Annotated in this window: 1 pseudogene; it reads left to right on the forward strand. The window is 43.9% G+C overall.

Annotated features, from left to right (window positions below):
* Nucleotides 1-524 (forward strand): annotated as a pseudogene (locus tag ACFPXP_RS07975) (hypothetical protein); the annotation flags it as partial.
* Between the last annotated feature and the right edge of the window lie 128 nt (nucleotides 525-652).

Genomic DNA, 652 nt, shown 5'->3' on the forward strand with positions numbered 1-652 from the left:
AATTCATTTTGAGTCCTCCTTGGGTATTAATTAAGGGTCCTTTTTGCTTCGAAGCTTTGGACACCTCGTATCATACCAAGGGGGCTTTTTTTGTTCAAACCTCAAATTTCTTCATTACAGGAATGCTTCTTACTGGAGATATTCTCTTCGTTGAATCGATCGGTCGTCCCGACCTTGCAGGGCTTGCTGAGGATTGGGTAGGCGATCTGCGCGAAACACTTTATGGACGCTACAAAAAGCTCTCTGAGGATTTGGTTGTGCTTCCGGCTCACTTTGGAAAAGTAACTGAACTCGGCGAAGGTGGACTTGTGTCTGGTCGTCTAGGTAAGCTATACGAGGAGAATCCAGGGCTTAACATCCATGATGAAGGTGAATTCCGTAAGACTGTAACGGAGAACCTGCCGCCTCAGCCAAATGCGTACCAAGAAATTCGTCAAACCAATATGGGTAAAATCACACCAAATGAAGAAGAGCAGCGTGAAATGGAAATTGGACCAAACCGCTGTGCAGTTCATGATAAATAATAAGGAGCATTCCTGTAATGAAGAAATTTGAGGTTTGAACAAAAAAAGCCCCCTTGGTATGATACGAGGTGTCCAAAGCTTCGAAGCAAAAAGGACCCTTAATTAATACCCAAGGAGGACTCAAAATG

Source organism: Marinicrinis lubricantis (assembly GCF_042658665.1).
In the GTDB taxonomy this organism is placed as follows: domain Bacteria; phylum Bacillota; class Bacilli; order Paenibacillales; family KCTC-33676; genus Marinicrinis; species Marinicrinis lubricantis.